The organism is Micromonospora sp. NPDC023737 (assembly GCF_040639715.1).
Classification (GTDB): domain Bacteria; phylum Actinomycetota; class Actinomycetes; order Mycobacteriales; family Micromonosporaceae; genus Micromonospora.
The window spans coordinates 44,255-59,684 of sequence record NZ_JBFAAL010000006.1 but is presented as its reverse complement, the minus strand read 5'-3'; the positions used below and the strand labels follow the sequence as shown (position 1 = coordinate 59,684).

The following is a 15,430-nucleotide window of genomic DNA, read 5'->3' as shown; positions in this document are numbered from 1 at the left end:
CCGTGAGCGACGGGTACATCCGCTTGATTCCGACCGACCTGCGGTGGCAACCGGCCCCCGAGGCGGCCACCGCAGCTACGGCATACGTCGCCCGGCTCTTTTCGGGGCCGGGCGACGATGTCGAGCACGTCGAGTATGAGTTCTACGACCAAGTCACGCTGATCGACGCGGGGGAGAACACCACCCGTGTCACATGTCCGCACTGCGGCAGCGACATCAATGTGGAGTGGTTCTTCGACCTGATCGAGCAAAACGGCGTGAGCTTCAATGAGCTAGACGCGACGGTTCCCTGCTGCGAGGCGATGGTTTCGCTGGACGCCCTTCACTACGACTGGCCAGTCGGTTTCGCGCGATTCGAGGTGAGCGCCATGAATCCGATGCGCGCCAAGTACGAGCTTGATGCGCAGGAACTCGCGGCGGTGTCCGCTGTTCTTGGTTATCCGGTGGCGCAGATCCTTGCCCACTACTAATCCCAGAGGCCGCTCTCGGTCCAAACTTGATCAGACACACTCTCATGCCGCCTACCGATTGCCACTCTCGGTCACGATGATTCAGCTTGTCATGCGGGCGGCCGGTTACCGGCGCTGATGCCGTGCCCGCTTCCACAATTCCGCGCGGATGGCTGGCCACCGCTGTTGAAACGCCTGTTGGGCGTACCACAAGGTGTCCGTTGGGTACGACCGGCCGGGCAAGGCGGCGATTGTCGCGGCGACGGCTTCGCCGGCGCGCATGCGGTAATACCGCCGCCAGCGCTCCGGCGACCCTCCGGGGCTGGCGTTGACGTCCTGCGTCAGCCGCACCCGCAGGGCGTGCAATTGGCGTGACAGGTCCTCGCTGCTCGGCCAGCCGTGCGGCAATGCGTCGAGCACGGCGTAGACTGCTGACTCGCTGCGCAGGTCTTGCTCATCGGCGAGCAGGTCGAGCACCCAGCGCAGCGCGGCGCGCCGCGTCGACTCGTCGGCCAGCAGGAGCATGGCCGCCAGGTCCGGGTCCGCCTCGCCGAACATGCCCGGTGGACGTGGATCGTCGGGGATTGGCGTGCGCAGCGCCACCGTCGGGTGTGGCTGGTCCAACCAGGCAGGGTCCAGCCGGATGCCGGTGCGCCGCTCGACGAACGCCAGCTGGGCGGGGTAGTCCAGGTCGTCGCGCAGCGGGGCGCGATCCTCGTCGAGGGCCGTAGGTTGCGCGCCGGCGGGCTGGTCGTCGTCGAGGCTCTCGAGCCGGGTCAGCACCTTGCCGAAGGCGGCGTAGCATAGGAAACTGCGCCCGTTGGCTGCGCCCCACCAAGAGCTGTGCACCGCGGCGCCGTCGGACAACCACCGCAGAGCCTCATCGCGGACGCCCTCGCAGCCCGCGGTCTGGACCATGACCACGGCGGGCCCCACCTGGTGTAGGTGCACCGTCCCGAGAGGTTCCTCGAAGTCCCACCCGGTAAGTTGCTCGATGTCGGCCGGGTCCCCGCCGAGCCGGCGGGCCGCCTCCGACACGGTGACCGGCTTGGTCAATGGCTGGATAACCGTCCAGCACCCCACGAAGTCGACCAGATCCGGCTTCGCTTCGAGCAGCCGCCGGTACCACGCCACGTCCTCGTCAGTCATCGACACCATCCTCCCATCCGGATCGACCGACCTGAGACCACGTTCCCCCGGGGCAGTGCAGAATGCTGACCCATCAAAACGACTACATCGGTACCGAGTCGCGGTCCAGGGCGCACCCAACCATGACTACGACCGGTCGGCGGTATCCGCTTCTGTCGCGATTCGCGCGCTGCGGAGCGTGACCGCCCAGCGGCCCTCGGAGTGTCCGGACATGCCGCTCGGCAACGTCAATGCCCTCTGCATTCCCGCAGCGGCGTACGGGCACCCCATGTGCACCCCCACCTCGGCCTGGCGATTCACCGCAGGCCGGAGCCCGCCACCCATGTGCGACCTGGGCTGGAAGTCGTTGGGCGTGCTGGAACTCACCGCGTTGCCCATCATCGGGGTGGAGCGATGGGTCCGCCGGATCTGGGAGGCCGACGTGCTCCTGGTCGACGGCGGCGACGCGACATATCTGTGCCATTGGATGCGAGTGTCCGGGCTGGTCGATCTGCTGCCTTCGCTGCCCGACATGGTCTGGGTGGGCGTGAGTGCGGGAGCATGGTGATGATGCCCCAGATCGGAAGGACTTCGTCGAGTGGCCGTCCGCGCCGGACGACCGCACTCTGGGAGTCGTCGACTTCTCGATCTTCCCGCACCTGGACGCTTTCCCAGAGAACACCGTCGCTGACGCGTAGCGGTGGGCCGCTGACCTCGGCGTGCCGGCCTATGCCATCGACGAACAGGCGGCCATCAAGGTCGCCGACGGCTCCGTCGAGGTGGTCTCCGAAGGGCAATGGACGAAGTTCAGGTGAGGCCCCCGGGCGGCCCTTCGGATCTGCGATGAGCGCGCGGTGGCCGGTGATGCGTGAGCGTGCGGATCTACGGGTGCCGTGTTCGCCGTTGGCGTGACGGATGGGGTGGCGGCCAGCAGGCGACGTCAGGCAAGGTGAGCCGGTGGATGTCGCATTTGTTCTTGTGCACAGCCCATCGGTGGGTCCTCTGACTTGGGCGCCTGTCGCGACGAGGCTGAAGAGTTCGGGTGCGGTTACGGTGGTGCCCCCACTGCTCCGCGTTGCGGATGCGGGACCGCCGTTCTGGCCGTCCGTCGCAGAGACCGTCGGCAGATCCACCGGCCAATTGCCGCTGGGCATCCCGGTCGTCTTGGTCGCGCACAGCAACGCCGGTCTCTTCGTCCCGGTCATCGTCGAGGCTGCCCGGCGTCCGGTGGCCGGCTGTATGTTCGTCGACGCGGCGTTGCCCGCTCGCAGCGGGCCGACGGCGGTGGCACCGCCCGAGCTGCTGGATTTTCTGCGGCCCAAAGCGACCGTTGGCAGGCTGCCGCAATGGACGGCGTGGTGGGACGAGTCCGATGTCGCGCCGATGTTTCCGGATCCGCAGACCCGACGTGTTGTCTCGGCCGAGCAGCCGCGCCTGCCGTTCAGCTACTACGAGGAGAAGGTTCCCGTTCCGGACGGCTGGGACAACGCACCATGTGGGTATCTGCTGTTCGGTCCGCCGTACGAACAAGCCGCGCAGGACGCACGGGAACGCGGCTGGGACTTCGATCATGTTCCAGGGCTTCACCTGCATCAACTCGTGGATCCGGACACGGTGACCGCTCGCATCATCGCCATGGCCGATGGATGGTGCTCGCCAACCGGCTGACCACGCACGCTCGTGCCGAAACGAGGGCGGGAGCCTTTCGTTGCAGCGGCTGCGGTGACCACCATGGTTTCTCACGAGGTTCGAGACGCTCGTCATCGTGGAGGTTGTGGGCCCGCCGGCGAGCTACTGGAATGCGGGCCAGTGCTCGGGCCTTCAGGCCGGGGGTGGAGGCCCGCGCTGGGAGGGCGGTGAGGCCCGGGCAGTGCTTTAACCGGGATGGTTCTGCTGCTCGATGTACTGTTTTACGGCGTTCAGCGGTGGACCACCGGCGGAGCCTGCGTAGTACGAGCCTGACCACAGTTTGTTGGTCTGGTAGTAGTGGTGTGCGAGGTCGGGGAACTCCTGCCGTAGGCGGCGCGAGGAGACGCCTTTGAGGGAGTTGACCAGCCGGGCGACCGCGACTTTGGGCGGGTAGTTGACCAGCAGGTGTATGTGGTTGTTCTCGCCGTTGAACTCGACCAGTTCGGCCTCGAAGTCGGCGCACACGTCCCGCATGATCGCCTCCATTCGGGTCAGGTGCCGGTCGGTGAATACGTTGTGCCGGAACTTCGTGACGAAGACCAAGTGGACGTGCATCGCGAAAACGCAGTGTCTGCCCGTGCGTATCCTTTGACGTTCAGCCATAGACCAACATGATAACGTGGCGGTCGTGCAGCTCCGTTACAACTACCGGGTCTACCCGGACGCCGCCCAGCGCACCGCGCTGGCGCAGGCGTTCGGGTGCGCGCGGGTGGTGTTCAACGACGGGCTGCGCCTGCGCCAGCAGGCACGCGAAGCGGGTGAGAAGTACGTCTCGGACACCGAGTTGTCCAAGCGGGTCATCACGCTGGCCAAGACGAGCCCGGAACGGGCGTGGCTGGGCGGGGTGTCCTCAGTCGTGTTGCAGCAGGCCCTCGCGGATCTGAACACCGCGTACCGCAACTTCTTCGCCTCGGTTACTGGCAAGCGCAAGGGCCGCAAGGTCGCCCCGCCCCGGTTCCGGTCGCGCAAGGACAACCGGCAGGCCATCCGGTTCACCAAGAACTCCCGGTTCAAGGTTCTCGACAACGGCCGTCTGCGTCTGCCGAAGGTCGGCGACCTGGACGTGCGGTGGTCCCGATCTTTGCCGTCGGACCCGTCGTCGGTGGCGATCATCCGGGACGCGGCCGGCAGGTACTTCGCCTCGTTCGTCGTGCAGATCACGGGCCAGGCGCTGCCCGAGTCGGCCTCGGAGGTTGGCATCGATCTGGGGCTGACGCACTTCGCGGTGCTCTCGGACGGCACGAAGATCACGGCGCCGAAGTTCCTGCGCCGCGCGGCCCGCAAGCTCAAGCGGTTGCAGCAGGCCCTCTCCCGCAAGCAGAAAGGCTCGAACAGACGCAAGAAGGCCGTCGTCAAGGTCGCCCGCGCCCACGCCCGGGTGGCCGACACCCGGCGGGACTGGCAGCACAAGCTGTCCACGACGATTGTTCGTGAGAATCAAGCGATCTACGTCGAGGACCTGTGCGTTGCCGGTCTCGGCCGGACCAGGCTCGCCAAATCGGTGCACGACGCCGGGTGGGCCAGCTTCACCGCGATGCTGGAGTACAAGGCCGCCCGTTACGGGCGTACGTTCGCCCGGGTGGACAGATGGTTCCCGTCCACCCGGATGTGCTCGGCATGTGGCCGCATCAGCGGGAAGATGACGCTCAACGTCCGAGCGTGGGACTGCCGGTGCGGAGCAGCCCACGACCGGGACGTGAATGCGGCATTGAACGTGTTGGCCGCCGGGCAGGCGGACAACTCAAACGACCGTGGAGCGCACGTAAGACCGGCATCCGTGCCGGCAGCGCGCAGAGAAGCGGTAACCCACCCGGACGCCGCGCAGTCCACGCGCAGCGTGGAGGGAATCTCCGTCCTTTAGGGCGGAGAGGATGTCAATCGTCGGCAGCCGAGCCCGCGTGGAAGGCCACGGTCCGCGAGGCATTCACCACTACTGGCTTGGTCCGTGGGCTGAGCGCTTCTCGGTTCTCGTCCAGTTTCGTACGCCTGAAGCGCGCAACGCCGACGAGGTGTGGGACCTCGACAACCTGATCAAGCCGACGCTGGATGCGATGGAGGGCGTCTTCGGGCGCGGAGAATTGGCCGGGCCAGCGCAAGCGGCAGACGATCGCGTCGAGCATCTCGAGGCGACCAAGCGCACCGTTCGGAGCGACGAAGTACCCGGTGCCCGGACCGAGGTTCGGCGCTTGGTTCAGTAACGCGAGGACGCGCACTCATCTGCCGCTGGTCGTGGGTCGCAACGGGGGCAGGAGCGGGTTTATGGTTGCCGAATGCTTGACCTGGGCAAGCTAGACCTGGAGGGGCTCGCCACCGCGCTCGAGGACCAGACCGACTACGAGCACCGATGGTTGATTAACGCGGAAACCGGCGAGATCGCGTTCTGGACGACGGACGGCGGCATCGACGGGCACGCGCCCGTCGACCTTGACGACCTCGACCTGGTCGGTATTGATCCGCTGCCGTCGTACGTCTGGTACCAGGATATGGCCGACTTTGCTGAGAGGATCAGTGACGCGGCGGCCGGTCGGAGACTCGCCCGTGCGATCCAGGGCAAGGGCGCCTTCCGCCGGTTCAAGAACGAGTTGCACGAGGAGTATCCGCACCTACTGCCAGCGTGGCGCGCCTTCCGCAACGTGCGCGCGCAGCGGCGGGCTGTTGAATGGCTGGTCGACAACGCGCTGGTCGATGACGAAACGGGCGAGCGTTTCATCGCCGAGCACCCAGATCCCGACCTTTCCTGAGATGGCGTCCGCGCCGCGTGACTTCCTGCACCACGAACGCGCAGATCTGCCGCTGGTCGCACGCTCATGCCGAAATCCGCGCTGGCCGAGTGCCGTCCGCCAGTCCGCAGCGTTTCATGCCTTGGAGTCGGTTAGGAGTCGTTGCGATGCGGCCGGAGGTCCTGGCGGAGCGGCTGCCATCGGCGATCTGCGCGTACGGCGCCATGACCGGCATTCGGGTGGTCGCCGGATCCGCCTGGCACGATCACGGCGAGGACGACGTCCGCCCGCGCCCGTGTGGTGTCCGGCTGCGGCGCCTGTGCGCAGACGGGCGCTGCGGGTCAGGCAGCGGGATGGTGGCGGATAGCCGCGGAGCGGCCGCCTGTGATCAGTGCGCTACCGCAGGGCGGCGGCGGCCCGCTGGCGTGCCGATTCGTACAGCACGACAGTCGCGGCGGTCGCCGCGTTCAGGGAGCTGGCGGACCCGAACATGGGGATCCGGACGAGCTGGTCGCATGCCTCCCGCCAGCCGGAGCTGAGGCCGGTGGTCTCGTTGCCGATCAACGTCAGGGTGGGTTGTGTGAAGTCGTACTCGGCGGCGTCCAGGATGCCGCGCTCATCGGTTCCCACGATGCCGATGCCGACGCCGTCGGCGCGGACGTCGGCGACCCAGGATAGAACGGCCTGGTGGGAGGGCACCCGGACCACGGGCAAGGCGAACAGCGAGCCGGTGCTCGCCCGGACCGCCTTCGGGTCGTACGCGTCGGCGGCGTGGCCGGTGACGATGACGCCGCTGGCACCGAAGGCGTCCGCCGACCGAACGAGGGTCCCGATATTGCCGGGGCTGGTGGGTCGATCGAACACGACGGTGAGCATGGTCGGACCGACCGGGATACGGCGCAGGTTGTCCTCCGGCAACGCGACCACGGCCAGCAGCTCTGGAACCGTGTCTGCCTTACCTCCCAGCTCGTGCATCAGTTCACGCGAGACGGCGAACTTCTCGGCCCGGACTGTGTCCAGGGCCTCGCGTGCCCAGCCGGACAGCTGAGCGCTGGTGTCGTAGAGCAGCTGCCGGATAGTCCAGCCGTGTTCGGCGGCCATGGTGATCGGGCGTACGCCCTGCACGAGGAACTCGCCGCGTCGCTGCCGCTTGGTCCGATTGCCGAGGAGAGCTTTCCATTGCTGGAACCGCGCATTGCGGCCACTCACTCGCAGAACCACTGCCAACCCGCCTCCGTCGCACGTAGCCCGCCCATGCCCTGCCTGCCACACTTCACCGGTCTCGGGGCGCTGTGCTGGGTGCCGGCCGGGATCCGCCACGCACGCCTTTTTCCGGCATCCCATTGGCGACGGCAACCTCACCGGCGCCGCGCCTTGGACCTCACCCTGACTCCCCGAGGTTTCCGACAAGACCTTCGGCTAGGCGCTCAGGAACGATGGAGCAAGTCGCCCCGGCCGCGGTCGGTGCCATCCCCGTCCGGACCGAGGGCGTCCTGTCCGAGACCCCGACGGATCGCGATCTCTACGGGTGAGTATGCGCCGTCGGCCCGCTCCAGTTCGTATGGTGCGGCTGGCATCAGCGGCGGTTGGGCCATGAAGCGAGGCCGCGCTCCGTGGTGCGGTTGCGCCGCGTGCACCAGGAATGGGTGGCAAAGGAAGACGTCGCCCGGAGATCCGGTGGCGAGGGCGAGGGGCCGGTGCTCGGACGCCGCCACCAGGTCGGGCGCAAGGGCCAGTCCGCTCGCTCCGTCCTCCCCGTACTTCTCCAGCACCTTCGGCACGTCGAGGTGTGAGCCGACCCGGATCCGGGTCGGGGCGTCCTTCTCACCGACCTCACTGAACAGGAACAGCATCAGCAGTGCCCGGCCCCGGGAGCGCACGTTGGTGAAGTACCAGCTCTCGCCCTCCGGCAGATAACTGCCCTCGATGTGCCAGCCCGCGTCGTCCGGCTCCTCTTTGTGTGGGAAGCGCAGCGGGAACGTGCCCAGCGAGTAGCGCGGCTCCCAACGTCCAGCGCCGACGAGCAGGTCGTACGCGTGATGGAGGAACGGGGAGTTGGGAGCGGCGGCGAACGGCCCCTGCGCCATGCCGGGCACCCAGTGCACGGGCTGCGTCCACGTCGTTGGATCGTCCGGGTCGCAGCCCGTCTCCCGCCACAGCAGCCGCGCGCAGTCCGCTGCCACGCGCGGCGCGACGGCGCCCTCCAGCTTTACGAAGCCGTCGCGAAGAAAGCGGGCTACCAAGGTCGTGTCATTCATGCCCCCATCGTGCGGCGGCACCGGTCTCGATCACCCGACATTTTCCGCGCCGCTTTTGTCGGGTGCCGACCGGTGCGCTGCGACCAAGGTTGACATCGGACGGAGGCTTGATGATCTCGGCACTCCGTCTGACCGTCGAAGGGAGCGAACACGTGGACACCCGCATCGTCGACCATCCCGAGATCCGGCTCGTGGGGCACGCGGCCCGCATCCGGCTGGTCCGTCAAGGCATCAACCCGCACATCCAGCGGCACATCACCACACTGCCAATGGAGGAGCACCTACGCTTGAAGGCTCTCGGCAACACTGAGCCGACCGGCCTGCTCGCGGTCAGCGACGACCTTGACCCCGACTACGCCGAGGGCAGCGAGCTGACCTACCTTCACGGGGTCGCCGTCTCCCCGGGTACACCGGTCCCCGGCGGCCTCGACATCATCGAAGTTCCAGCCGGCAGATGGGTGGTCATCCGGACCACGGGGCCGCATCCGCAGACCCTGCAGAACGCCTGGACCACGGCCGCAGCCGCGTGGTTCCCGTCCAACCCGTGGCGCCTGCGGCCAGGTCCGGAGATCGTCGCGGTGCTTGAGGCTACGGACGACTTCAGCACCGCGACCTGTGAACTCTGGCTGCCCGTCGAACCGGCATAACGATCTGGCGAGCATCCAGACAGCATCAGGGATCCGGCCCGGCGGCCAACAGGATGGCCCGGCCGCGGCAACCGAGCGCGAATATCCGGATCTGCCGCGATCCGCGCGCTGCGGAGCGTGACCACCCAGCAGCCCTCGGAGTGTCCGGACATGCCGAGAAGCGGATGTCTTGGTGAATGCGCGGGCCGTTCCCTGAATGCTGTTCCGGCTGTCCTTGTCGGTGCCCGTCGCTAGGGTGACGACCGCTACCGGCGGAAGGACGCTTCGTGGGGTCAAGGATCAGACGGATCAAGGCGTGTCTCAACGGCGGCCGGCGATCCGACGAGCATCCTGCGGTGCCGATCACCGCCGATGAGTTGGCCTCGGCGGCGGTCGATGCGGTGGCCGCTGGGGCCGAGGCGCTGCACCTGCATCCACGGGATCACGTTGGCGCCGAGACGCTGCACCTCGATCATGTGGCCGCAGCTGTCACCGCAGTGCGCCGGACCTGTCCGGGCGTGCCGGTGGGGGTGAGCACGGGCCTGTGGATCAGCGATGGTGATGCCGGACGGCGGGTGGCGGCCGTGGCCCGTTGGGCCGATCTGCCGGTAGCGGCGCGGCCGGACGTCGCCTCGGTCAACGTCAGCGAGGCGGGCTTTGCCGAGCTGGTTGAGACGTTGCAGCGGGCCGGGGTCGGGGTAGAGGCAGGGGTGTGGTCGACCGCCGATGCGCAGGAGTTGGCGGGCTTCGGTGCGGCCAGTTGGACGCGGGTTCTCGTGGAGATCGTCGATGGCGCCGCCGAGGCGGCCGTCGCTACGGCCGACGCGATTCTCGTGCGCCTCGATGAGCTCGGCGTCGCTGGCCAACGTCTGCTGCACGGGGAGGAGGCGGCGTGCTGGCAGCTGGTGGCCCACGCTGGCCGGCTCGGGCTGCCCACCCGCATCGGGCTGGAAGATACTGTCGTCGGTCCTGACGGCGAACCGGTCGTCGGCAACGCCGACCTGGTCCAGCAGGCGCTGGCCGTGTGGACCGCAGCCTCCTCGTCCCGGTAGCGATTTGTCCGTGCTTGTTGCGGCCACACGGACATGCCGCGAGTGGTGGCGCCAGACGGGCCGCTGCGCTGACCAGCTGACAACAAAAGTGTGGGACCACGTGGTAGGACGAGGCCATGTATCTCGTTCGCCTGTCGCACGCCGGCCCGCAGTGGGATCTTGCGAGGCCGATGGAGGAACAGATCGGCTGGCTCGCGCACGCGTCGTACATGGACCTGCTGGTCGACGAAGGGATCATCGTTCTGGGCGGTCCGCTCGACGACGTACGCGTGGTGCTGGTGATGGAGGCGGAGTCCGAGGAGAACGTTCGGGCGGTACTCGTCCGGGATCCGTGGAGCGGCACCCACCTGCGGATCGATCGGATCGACCCATGGACGATCCGCCTGGACGGCCGCCATACCAGGGCTGACCGGTCGAACATCGGTTCGTAGCCGTGAACCGCGCACGGCCCCGTGAACGCCGACCGCGTGGGCGAGGCCGAGCAAGCTAAGGCCCGCTCGCACGACCGCTCATGCCGCGATCCGCGCGCTGCGGAGCGTGACCACCCAGCAGCCCTCGGAGGTCCGGACATGCCAATGCGCGTGCAGGGGGCTTGAGGGGTCGCAACAGCGATGAACTTCGTTATGGTGTCCAGTCTGTACTTCCATGCAGCCGATCTCTCAACTCTGGGGGAGAGCGTCATGACCGGTACGTACAGGAGGCAAGCGTGAAGCTTCTTCTCACGTCCGCAGGCGTCCAGAATCCGAGCATCCGCGGTGCGCTGGTCGACCTGCTGGGCAAGCCGATCGCCGACTCCAGTGCCCTCTGCATCCCTACGGCGGCTCACCCCATGGGTGGGCCGGCCTCGGCCTGGCGCTTCATCAGCGGGCAGACGCCGCTACCCATGTGCGGCCTGGGTTGGAAGTCGCTGGGCGTCCTCGAGCTGACAGCGCTGCCCAGCATCGGTGAGGAGCGGTGGGTCCCCTGGGTCCGGGAGGCTGACGTCCTGCTCGTGGCCGGCGGCGATGCGACGTACCTGTGCCACTGGATGCGGCAGTCCGGGCTGGCGGATCTCCTGCCGTCGCTGGGGGACACCGTCTGGGTGGGGTTGAGTGGTGGGAGCATGGTGCTGACCCCCCGGATCGGTGCGGACTTCGTCGAGTGGCAGTCCGCGCCCGACGACCGCACCCTGGGGGTCGTCGACTTCTCGATCTTCCCGCACCTAGGTCTCGAGCCGGACAACACTATGGCTGGCGCCGAGAAATGGGCGGCCGAGATCGCCGGTCCGGCGTACGCAATCGACGACCAGACGGCCATCAAGGTGACCGACGGTGTCGTCGAGGTCGTTTCCGAGGGGCACTGGAGGCTGTTCCCCGCGTAGCCGCGGCCAGCAGTGATCGGCGTGGCGAGGCGCCTGCTCGGGCCGCGATCCGGGCGCTGCGGAGCGTGACCATCCAGCAGCCCTCGGAGTGTCCGGACATGTGGCCGATGAGCGGATGTCTGGCGCGGGATCATTGGCCGTTGTGTGGCCGCCTACGGCTTATTGGTCATCGACACGCCGAACTCATTCGGAGTGTCGCCGGCGAGGATGCGTTCTGCGGCGGCTTGGAACAGTTCGGCGACTGGGCGGCTCACCAGTGTCCATCGGTAAGGCGGTTCCTGGTCTGGACTGAACCCGTAGAGCGAGGATTTCCACGCTTCGAACGGGGGGACGAACTTGCGCTCCAGCCATGGACCGGGGAGAAAGAATCTTCGCGCTGCTGCGGTGCGGGTGTCTTCGATGAGCAGGCCCCTGCGTACGAGGGCAGAGCCGAGGTCGGCCAGTTCTGTGGTGTCCCAGTTGTTCCATCGGCGAATGTTGGCGTCGGTCGGATCGGGCAGCGTCAGCATCTGTATATACAGCGACGCCGCGGCGGCGTCGAGGCGGAACTTGTCGGCGACCTGCGTTACGAGGTGGGGAGCAGTGAGCACTGCGTTCTGGGCATAGGTGCCGGCCGGGAGTCCACTGGATTCCAATGCGGTGATCATGCGGCCGAACGCGGGATCGAGCATGAGGCGGATCGAGATCGGGCTGTGATCGGGGATCACGTCGAGAGCAGGATCGTGCGGATCGGTGATGTAGGCCGGACGGAGGTGATAGCAGGTCTGGCCAGTACGAAGGCGTACCCCGGCAACCACGGCGGGCGAGTGGTGGGTAGACGCCTCTTTCGGGTCGAGACGCACCGTGCCGATCAAGAGTTTGGGATTGCGCAGCCTGAGCCGGATGAGTTCGTACACGCGACCGAGATTGGCTCGGATGGGGTCTCCGGCAGGCAGGTGGTACGCCAGCCACGCGAGACCGGTAGCGGCGCTTGGCAGGTGACGGTCGCTGAAGGGTTCCCCGCCGGCCGGGGCGGTGGTGCTGATCCAGCCGGCTACGCTGCTGCATTCGCCATCGGTGTGCAACCAGTCGCCGGGCGTAGGTTCGGCGAAGGTCCTGAGAATGCCAGTCGGGAAGCCCATGACCGTGGCGAGTTCGGCGAGCAGGTCTTCGCGCACCGGTGCGCGCCGCCCTTGCGTCTCGATCCAATGGGCGGAGAGCTGAGGAACATCAGGCCCCTGGTCCCACAGGGCGGCGGGATCATCGGGCATGGCCGCATCGACCAACCGGATCCGGTCCGGGTACGCGAGGGTGAGCAGCTCCATCCGGCCGATCTTGGCCTCGTTTGCCGTGATGCGGAGGGTCACCATCTGCTCGTCAGACAGGAAGCTGTGCTCGTCCCAGTTGCGCACCGGCAGACCCGCCAGCAGCAACGCGCTCTCCGCCCGGGTCAGACCTGTTCGGGCGGCAAGCTCCGCGACGGCGCGCGAGCGCCACGGTGCCGGTCCTCGCTCAGTTATCAGGTCGACCAGTCGATACACGAAGCCGCGGTGCGCCGCGAGATACGTGTGGATGGGTTCGGGGTGCGCCTCCGCCGTCCTGACCGCGTGGACAAGCGACTGAATGAGGACTGATCTGTGTGCGTGCGGTGTTGCCGGCGACGCGATCAGCATGGCGACGGTACCGATCCCCGTCGGCGGCTCACTCGAATCCCCGAAGATCCAGCCGATCGACCCCCGGCCGGCCGTGTCCGGATCGAGGAACGCCTTGAGGGCATCTTCGAGTGCGTCCGTCTTCGGAGTCGCGGCAGGCTGATCCACTCTTTGATCATCCATGCGGGCCCGGCCACCCTCAACACCGGGAAGCACCCGCTGGGCGCTGCGCTCAGGTGCCGCAGACAACGCGCTACACGGTGTCACCAAAACCCGGTCGAGCCGGCGGGCGTCGGATCGGCATACTTCCTCGGTGCCTACCAGTACTCCGCCCGGCGCGTGTACCACGCTGGATGACGTGCTCCGTGTGCTGCGCCTGGCGGAGTGCGCGGGGGCGCGGCTGTGGATCGACGGGGGTTGGGGTGTTGACGCGCTGCTGGGCGGCCAGACCCGAGAGCACGGGGATCTCGACGTCGCGGTCGAGGCCCGTCATCTCGGCGCGTTCGTCGAGGCGCTGTCGGGTCACGGGTTCGTCGTGATTGGGGAGGCCGGCGCCACGGCGTGGAACTTCCTGATGCGCCATCGGGCGGGAGCGGTCGTCGATCTGCACGTGATCGTGTTCGACGCGGACGGCAATGGCGTGCTCGGGCCACCGGAAGCCGGTCATGCTTATCCGGCCGGTTCCCTGACCGGCCGCGGCACGATCGCAGACCGGGTCGTGGGCTGCGTCGCCGCCGCGTGGGCGGTCAAGTTCCGTGACGCCTACCCGGGTGATGCGGATGACCGTGCTGACGTCCTGGCGCTGTGCCGTCGGTTCGAGCTACCGGTACCCGATCAGTACCGTGACTGACTCCCTGAGTGCACCACCATCGACGTGGTGATCAAAACCGGTCGATGCCTTGACGGGGGGAGTCCGGATGTGACGTAGTGGATCGATCAGCTTGCGTCGATGTCGGCCGGGTCGTAGCGGGCCGCGACGTCTAGGAGGTTCATCCGTGTCCTTGTCTCGCCGCCAGTTCCTGTCCCGCTCAGCCGGAGCCGGTTTCGCCGTGGCCGTGGCCGGTTCGGTCGACGCCCTGTTCACCGCGGCACCCGCGCTGGGGGTGTCCGGTCCGGATGTCGGGTACGGTCCGCTCGTGCCTGACCCGGCCGGCATGCTCGACCTGCCGGTGGGCTTCCGCTACACGGTGCTGTCCCGCGAAGGCACCGTCCGCCTGGACGGTGGCATCGTGCCGAGCCGGTTCGACGGTATGGGCGCCTTCGCCGACAAGGCGCGCGGCACCCGTCTGGTCCGCAACCATGAGTGCTCCCCGACCGCGACGATCCGGGTCGTGGCTCCGCCGGAACGCACGTACGACCCGGCCGGCGGGGGAGGGACCAGCACCATCATCGTCAAAGCATCGGGACGTGCTGCCTCCGAGCATGTCAGCCTGGGTGGCACGGCCATCAACTGTTCCGGCGGCCCGACCCCGTGGCGCACCTGGCTGACCTGCGAGGAGACCGAAGACAAGGCGGGGAAGAACGGGTACACGAAGGACCACGGGTTCATCTTCGAGGTCGACCCCTACGACGATGCGCGCAACACCGATCCGACACCGCTGACCGCGATGGGCCGGTTCCAGCACGAGGCGGTCGCGGTCGACCCGCACACCGGCATCGTCTACGAGACCGAGGACGCGTTTGTGGCGCCGCTGGGCAGCTTCTACCGCTTCCTGCCCAGCCGGCCGTTGCGCGGTCACGGGAGCCTGCGGGCGGGCGGGGTGCTGCAGGCTCTGCACGTCCCGGACCTGCCGGACCTGTCCGTGGTGACCGAGGCGGGCACGTCCTTCTCCGGGATCGAGTGGCTTGACGTGCCGGATCCGCTGGCGACCACGGAGTCGGTCCGTGCGCAGGACTACCGCAAGCCGATCACCGGCGGGTACAAGATCGAGGGCGCCTGGTGGGGCGAGAAGGACGGCTGCGCCTACTTCGTCTCGTCGTTCGCCCGGCGTGAGCTGGGTTCGGTCCGCGACCACGACGGCCAGGTCTGGCGGTACGACCCCCGAGCCAACACGTTGCGCCTGGAAACCATCTTCACCCGCCCTACTCCGGCACCGGAGAACCCCGAGTTCGACGCCCCGGACAACATCTGCATGTCCCCGTACGGGGGTCTGATGATGTGCGAGGACGGAGTCGGAGACCAACACATCCTCGGTACGACCGCCGACGGCGAGGTGTTCGTCTTCGCCCGTAACCGGGTCAATGTCGGCACGGCCGAGGATCCGGCGTACGGCGAGCTGGCCGGCGCGACATTCTCCGCCGACGGTCGGACCATGTTCTTCAACGTCTACAACCCGGGCATCACGTACGCCGTCACCGGTCCATGGAACCGTCGCCAGGGCTGACGACAGACACCGTGCGGCGCTTCCCGGTCTCCACTCGGTCGGGGAGCCCGCACGTGGGCATGGGCTGATGGGGTAGATACCAGGCCGAAAAATCGATGGCTCCGACCGCCCGGCCCGCCCTACCTTGGAACTT

Annotated in this window: 17 protein-coding genes; 12 read left to right on the top strand and 5 right to left on the bottom strand. The window is 67.6% G+C overall.

Going from position 1 to position 15,430, the window contains the following annotated elements; translation table 11 throughout:
* Positions 1–2 precede the first annotated feature (2 nt).
* Positions 3–470, top strand: a complete 468-nt coding sequence (locus tag AB0F98_RS15690; RefSeq protein ID WP_357734967.1) for a hypothetical protein — start codon at positions 3–5, stop codon at positions 468–470.
* A 105-nt stretch (positions 471–575) separates the two neighbouring features.
* On the opposite strand, the gene AB0F98_RS15685 is transcribed toward AB0F98_RS15690, so the two are convergent.
* Positions 576–1,598 carry a hypothetical protein gene (locus AB0F98_RS15685; RefSeq protein ID WP_357734964.1) on the bottom strand — a complete coding sequence of 341 codons (1,023 nt, stop codon included), beginning with the start codon at positions 1,596–1,598 and terminating at the stop codon, positions 576–578.
* A gap of 211 nt (positions 1,599–1,809) precedes the next feature.
* On the opposite strand from AB0F98_RS15685, the gene AB0F98_RS15680 reads away from it, so the two are divergent.
* Together AB0F98_RS15680 and AB0F98_RS15675 are read left to right on the top strand one after the other, a co-directional pair.
* Complete coding sequence (locus tag AB0F98_RS15680) at positions 1,810–2,145, top strand: hypothetical protein (RefSeq protein ID WP_357734961.1); 336 nt, start codon at positions 1,810–1,812, stop codon at positions 2,143–2,145.
* Between the two features lie 485 nt (positions 2,146–2,630).
* Positions 2,631–3,245, top strand: a complete 615-nt coding sequence (locus AB0F98_RS15675; RefSeq protein WP_357734958.1) for an alpha/beta hydrolase — start codon at positions 2,631–2,633, stop codon at positions 3,243–3,245.
* A 207-nt stretch (positions 3,246–3,452) separates the two neighbouring features.
* Here AB0F98_RS15675 and tnpA read toward each other — a convergent pair whose 3' ends face one another.
* The gene (gene tnpA, locus AB0F98_RS15670; protein ID WP_357734955.1) at positions 3,453–3,869 is read right to left on the bottom strand and encodes an IS200/IS605 family transposase; all 417 of its coding nucleotides are present in this window, start codon (positions 3,867–3,869) and stop codon (positions 3,453–3,455) included.
* 16 nt (positions 3,870–3,885) lie between these two features.
* On the opposite strand from tnpA, the gene AB0F98_RS15665 reads away from it, so the two are divergent.
* The 3 genes from AB0F98_RS15665 (at position 3,886) to AB0F98_RS15655 (ending at position 6,007) form a co-directional block, all read left to right on the top strand.
* A complete protein-coding gene (locus tag AB0F98_RS15665) occupies positions 3,886–5,127 on the top strand; it encodes a transposase (protein WP_357734952.1) in 1,242 nt (413 codons plus the stop codon).
* A 10-nt stretch (positions 5,128–5,137) separates the two neighbouring features.
* Positions 5,138–5,464, top strand: coding sequence for a hypothetical protein (locus AB0F98_RS15660; protein WP_357734949.1), 327 nt, complete (start codon positions 5,138–5,140; stop codon positions 5,462–5,464).
* 72 nt (positions 5,465–5,536) lie between these two features.
* Positions 5,537–6,007, top strand: a complete 471-nt coding sequence (locus AB0F98_RS15655; protein ID WP_357734946.1) for a UPF0158 family protein — start codon at positions 5,537–5,539, stop codon at positions 6,005–6,007.
* Between the two features lie 375 nt (positions 6,008–6,382).
* Here AB0F98_RS15655 and AB0F98_RS15650 read toward each other — a convergent pair whose 3' ends face one another.
* Both AB0F98_RS15650 and AB0F98_RS15645 read right to left on the bottom strand, forming a co-directional pair.
* Positions 6,383–7,213, bottom strand: coding sequence for an RNA methyltransferase (locus AB0F98_RS15650; RefSeq protein WP_357734943.1), 831 nt, complete (start codon positions 7,211–7,213; stop codon positions 6,383–6,385).
* Between the two features lie 200 nt (positions 7,214–7,413).
* Positions 7,414–8,244 carry a phytanoyl-CoA dioxygenase family protein gene (locus tag AB0F98_RS15645; protein WP_357734940.1) on the bottom strand — a complete coding sequence of 277 codons (831 nt, stop codon included), beginning with the start codon at positions 8,242–8,244 and terminating at the stop codon, positions 7,414–7,416.
* A 110-nt stretch (positions 8,245–8,354) separates the two neighbouring features.
* Between AB0F98_RS15645 and AB0F98_RS15640 the strand changes: the two genes are divergently transcribed.
* From AB0F98_RS15640 to AB0F98_RS15625, 4 genes are all read left to right on the top strand, one after another.
* Positions 8,355–8,891: a GyrI-like domain-containing protein gene (locus AB0F98_RS15640; protein ID WP_357734937.1), complete on the top strand. Its 537-nt coding sequence runs from the start codon at positions 8,355–8,357 to the stop codon at positions 8,889–8,891.
* Positions 8,892–9,157: 266 nt separating this feature from the next.
* Positions 9,158–9,922, top strand: a complete 765-nt coding sequence (locus tag AB0F98_RS15635; protein WP_357734933.1) for a 3-keto-5-aminohexanoate cleavage protein — start codon at positions 9,158–9,160, stop codon at positions 9,920–9,922.
* Positions 9,923–10,038: 116 nt separating this feature from the next.
* Positions 10,039–10,353, top strand: a complete 315-nt coding sequence (locus AB0F98_RS15630; protein WP_357734930.1) for a hypothetical protein — start codon at positions 10,039–10,041, stop codon at positions 10,351–10,353.
* Between the two features lie 275 nt (positions 10,354–10,628).
* Positions 10,629–11,282 (top strand): Type 1 glutamine amidotransferase-like domain-containing protein, encoded by a 654-nt coding sequence (locus AB0F98_RS15625; RefSeq protein WP_357734927.1) that lies wholly within the window; start codon positions 10,629–10,631, stop codon positions 11,280–11,282.
* 152 nt (positions 11,283–11,434) lie between these two features.
* Here AB0F98_RS15625 and AB0F98_RS15620 read toward each other — a convergent pair whose 3' ends face one another.
* Positions 11,435–13,081 carry a hypothetical protein gene (locus AB0F98_RS15620; protein WP_357734924.1) on the bottom strand — a complete coding sequence of 549 codons (1,647 nt, stop codon included), beginning with the start codon at positions 13,079–13,081 and terminating at the stop codon, positions 11,435–11,437.
* A gap of 190 nt (positions 13,082–13,271) precedes the next feature.
* Between AB0F98_RS15620 and AB0F98_RS15615 the strand changes: the two genes are divergently transcribed.
* The gene (locus AB0F98_RS15615) at positions 13,272–13,763 is read left to right on the top strand and encodes an aminoglycoside nucleotidyltransferase (RefSeq protein WP_357734921.1); all 492 of its coding nucleotides are present in this window, start codon (positions 13,272–13,274) and stop codon (positions 13,761–13,763) included.
* Between the two features lie 145 nt (positions 13,764–13,908).
* On the top strand, positions 13,909–15,297 hold the full coding sequence (locus tag AB0F98_RS15610; RefSeq protein WP_357734918.1) for an alkaline phosphatase PhoX: 1,389 nt from the start codon (positions 13,909–13,911) through the stop codon (positions 15,295–15,297).
* The last annotated feature ends 133 nt before the right edge of the window (positions 15,298–15,430 follow it).